General features: G+C 68.9%; 4 protein-coding genes. 3 read left to right on the top strand and 1 reads right to left on the bottom strand.

The genetic code is table 11. The features are described 5' to 3' along the window. From E1284_RS39025 to E1284_RS39015, 3 genes are all read left to right on the top strand, one after another. Positions 1-822: AfsR/SARP family transcriptional regulator (locus E1284_RS39025; RefSeq protein ID WP_207924216.1), on the top strand; the 822-nt coding region annotated here is incomplete at its 5' end. A gap of 399 nt (positions 823-1,221) precedes the next feature. Next, positions 1,222-1,644 carry a MazG-like family protein gene (locus E1284_RS39020; RefSeq protein WP_131945165.1) on the top strand — a complete coding sequence of 141 codons (423 nt, stop codon included), beginning with the start codon at positions 1,222-1,224 and terminating at the stop codon, positions 1,642-1,644. A gap of 473 nt (positions 1,645-2,117) precedes the next feature. After that, a complete protein-coding gene (locus tag E1284_RS39015) occupies positions 2,118-2,690 on the top strand; it encodes an NUDIX hydrolase (protein WP_131945164.1) in 573 nt (190 codons plus the stop codon). On the opposite strand, the gene E1284_RS39010 is transcribed toward E1284_RS39015, so the two are convergent. Then, the coding region (locus E1284_RS39010; RefSeq protein WP_243715013.1) for an NsdA family TPR-like regulatory protein at positions 2,632-4,115 on the bottom strand (1,484 nt) is incomplete at its 5' end. The genes E1284_RS39015 and E1284_RS39010 overlap by 59 nt on opposite strands.

The raw sequence follows: 4,115 nt of genomic DNA, 5'->3' as shown, positions 1-4,115 counted from the left end.
CCCCACAGCAGCCCGGGCACCAGCCCCCGGCCCCTCCCGCGTCCGCAGTCCGGCGGTCAAAAACGATCATGCCCCGTCTCCCTGCAGTTGCTCGGCCCGGTCCGCCTTCACACCGCGAACGGTGCCATCAGCACCGGCGTCCGCCGCAGCGCCCGCGACCTGCTCGCCTACCTGGCACTGCATCCTGATGGAGTCGCCCGCGACCGGGCAATCGGCGCTTTGTGGCCCGATCACGACCCCGAGGCCGCCGCTAACCAGTTCAACACCGCCATCGCCAACATCCGCAAGCTCCTGCGCACCGCCACGGGGCTCCGCGAACCCATGTACGTCATCCACACCGCGGGCAGCTACCGCCTGGACACCGACCTCATCGACACCGACCTGTGGCGCCTGACCAAGACCCTCGACCATGCGCGCCACGCCACCACCGATTCCGACCGCATCACTGCTTTCGCCCCCGTCATCGACCTCTACACCGCCGACTTCGCCACCGACCTCACCTACGACTGGGCTGAGACCTACCGCGACCACCTTCGCTGCACTGTCACCGACGCTCTTACCCGCCAAGCCCGCCTTCTTCAGCACGAGAAGCCGGACCTAGCCCTCGCTGCCCTGAAACACGCCATCACCCTCGACCCGTACGCCGAGCCCCTCTACCGCGACCTCATGCAACTCCACGCCCAGCGCGGTCACACCGACGCAGCCCAACGCACCTACCAGCTCCTGTCCACCCGCCTCGCCGACCTCGACACTGAGCCCGACGACCACACCCACCAACTCCTCAAAGCCCTCCAACACCACCGCCCACCGGGACGGACGTGATGGATACGCAGCCGCGCTGTACCGCCGCAAGCACGCGTCATGGAACTCCTGCCCTACCACACCCCGGCGCCGTGGCTGCTCTTAACCCACGATCACGGAGCGTGTGCGCTGGCGCTGGCGCCATCAACGGACGCCACCCGGTTCAGCCCTGGGTTGCCGGTGAACTCGGCCGCGTTCTTGAGGCGCTGGCCCCCATGGCCGACGACGCCACTCCGCCCGCCGACGCGCTCGCGATTACCGAGGACACGGGCGAGGGCTTCTCCTCCTGGAAGTGTTTGGCCGCCGGGCACCCCGTGGACGGTGCATGAGACCGAGTCCGCAGAGCACAGGGAACCCGCGTTTGGCTGCGCACGCCGCTCGCGCCTCGATCCGACAGCCGCCGGCCGAAAACTCGATCGGATGTTCGAGAATGCCGAGACGGTTGGCCCTCCAACTCTTAGCCTCAATGCCGTGATGACGACTGAACCTGCTGCTAGACCGGCCGAGCCGTGTGACGGTTTCTGGGAGGACACCGCCCGCATCCGGGCCGGCTATCTGGCCGAGGTGCCGACCCAGACCCTGGTGTTGAAGGTCGCCGAAGAGGTGGGGGAGGTCGCCGAGGCTTACATCGGAATGACCGGCGGCAACCCGCGCAAGGGAGTTCACAAGAACAGAAGCGACGTCCTGGACGAACTCGCCGACGTCATCTTGGCCGCTGCGGTGCCCATGGTCGATCTGGCGGGCGGCGCCGCCCAAGCCGAGGCTCACCTGGCCAGACGGCTCGGAATCGTCTCTGCCCGCGATGTGGCTGCCCCACCGGTCACGCCCCATCCCCCGGAGTAATCAGCACGCACACAAACAGGGGCACCCATCGGGGCCCATAAGCGGATCGGCCCGTGCCTTCCCCAGAGGCCATGCCGAAGGAAAGGCACAAGGCCGGAAACGCCGCTGGACTGCCCCGGGTGCTGGACGTCGACGGCCAGCCGGACGAACCCGATCACCTAGTCGGCGGCCAATACAGCGAGGGGAGTACTCGCGCCGCGGCTCCTCCTTCGCCGCTTCGATCACGCTCGCCAGGGTCCCGGCCACCTGCCCTCGGGTGCGCGACTCGAACGACAGGTGCTCGACGACCACCGGGGCGCCGTACACCGCCAAGACCGCGTCAACGTCATCGGCCGCAAACTCCCGCCGGCCCACGCCGTCACCGGTGATCGAAACGGGATATATGGCAGTGCAGGCTAGCGGCCAGACGCCACATTCGTCGCTGACCACGCCGCTGGGCCCGCGCCGAAGGGCACACGCGGTACCGTCGGGCCGTGTCGCAGAATCCGACCGAGCGAACGAAGTGGACCATCCACGGCGAGCGGGTGGTCGACGAGACCCGTCACATCCGCTTGTCGGTGGCGAGCGTCGAACTTCCCAACGGCGTCCACTTCGACCAGTACGTCATACGTCTGCCCCGTTGCGTCATGACCGCCGTCTTGGATGAGGCCGGCGAGAACATCCTGCTCATCTGGCGGCACCGGTTCATCATCGACCGCTGGGACTGGGAGGTGCCCGGCGGGTACGCCGACCCCGGAGAGGACCCGGCCGTCACCGCCGTGCGCGAGGTCGAAGAGGAGACCGGCTGGCGGCCTCGCAGCGTGGAGTTCCTGCTCAGCTTCCAACCGATGGTCGGTTCCGCTGACGCGCCGCAAGACCTCTACCTGGCCCACGGCGCCGACCTGGTCGGGGAACCGCACGTGGACGAGGCCGAGGCTGTTAGGTGGGTGCCGTTGGACGAGGCGCAGCAACTCATCGACCGCGGCGAGATCGTCGGGGCCGCGACGGTCATGGCCGTGCTCCACGCACGCGCAGCGCGGGCAACCGCTCCTCGGCATAATCCATGAACTCCGCCACCCCCGGTTCAGCCGCCGCCGGCTCCAGAGCCTCCAGCACATCTCGCAGGTAGCGGTACACCCGCTCGGAGGTGAGCCCGGCCGCCATGTCGACCGCTGTCTTGCCCTGTTCGCATGCCTCTTCCAGCTGGCCTTGCGCCGCCAGAGACATGGCCAGGATCGAGATGTTGAACGTCTTGCCACGCCGGTAGGTCGGGTCCATGTCGAGTGACTTGCGGGCGTACTGCTCGACCTCGGCGGGGCGGCCCAGGTCGCGGAAGCAATGCGCGATCTTGGCCGCGAAGTACGCCTCGTCGAAGTAGTCCAGCCACGGCGGCAACTCGGCTCTGGTGGCGCGGTCGTAGCTGGCCTCAGCGCGTGCCAGCGCCTGGGCGCAAGCCCGCGCGCCGCCGTCCTGGGCCGCGTGCCCGTGCGCCTCCATCACCTGACATTCGGTCATCAGCACCGGCAGGCCGGCGCGCCGCGCAGCGGCCTGCGCGGTACGCGCCATGTCCACGGCCTGGTCGGGCTGGGCGACATAGTGCGCCTGCTGGCTCATCGCGGCGAGGATCTCAGCGCCGAGCCCGTGATCATCGGCGTGGCGGGCCATCGCCAGAGCCTGTATCAGGTACCGCTGAGCGACCCCTTGACGGTCCAGATCGTGGTACAGCCACGCGGCCAGCTTTGTCAGGTCGGCCGCTGCGGCGAACAGCTCCCGGCGGACCTCATGGGTGGCGCGGCTGTCGCGTAGCAGCGGGGCGACATGCGTGTGCAGGTACTCGATGACCGGTGAGCGGACGTGGCCCCCGCCGAGCCGGTTGTCCAGGATGCGGAACGCGCTGGTGACCTGCCGGATCTCTTCGACGTCGGTGGCGCCGATGCGGCGCCCGCTCGCCACGGGAGGGGCCGCGTCCCATGGGCCGATGAGCCAGCGCAGCGCGGCCACCGAGAACGCGCCGGGGTCGAAGTCGGCCCCGGTCAGGGCGCGTTGCTGCTCGGCGTCCGCCCGCCACAGCATGGCCGCTGTCTGGACGCTGGCCTCCTGTGTCATGGCCAGGCCGAGGCCGAGGCCGGGCGGGGACACAACCCCCTTCATGCCTAGATCGGCGACGGTGATCCGGCGCCCCAGCTCGATAGTGAAGACCTCGGCGATGATCTCCGGCGCGGGGTGGCGGGGTTGTTCCCCGCGCAGCCATCGGGCCACACTGCTGTGGTTGTAGTGCCGGTCTCGCACGCCGCGCAGCCGGGCGAGCCGGACGACACGGTCGGCTAAGCCCTTCCGGGAGAACTTCGCCTCGTCGATCAGCGCGGCGAGTTGGCGATTGGACTCCGGCTTTCCGGCCATCGGATCCTGCCCCAGGTTCGCTGTCCGGCGGTGACTTGCAGTGTGGCACAGCCCACTGTTCTGATCCGAGTTTCCAGCCCCCACCCACGCCC

It is taken from the genome of Actinomadura bangladeshensis (genome assembly GCF_004348335.1).
GTDB lineage: Bacteria > Actinomycetota > Actinomycetes > Streptosporangiales > Streptosporangiaceae > Spirillospora > Spirillospora bangladeshensis.
This window is presented reverse-complemented; position numbering and strand designations above follow the sequence as displayed.

Excerpts from the sequence above, each read along its gene's own strand:
- E1284_RS39020 (WP_131945165.1), top strand. The coding sequence starts at position 1,222 with ATGTTCGAGAATGCCGAGACGGTTGGCCCTCCAACTCTTAGCCTCAAT.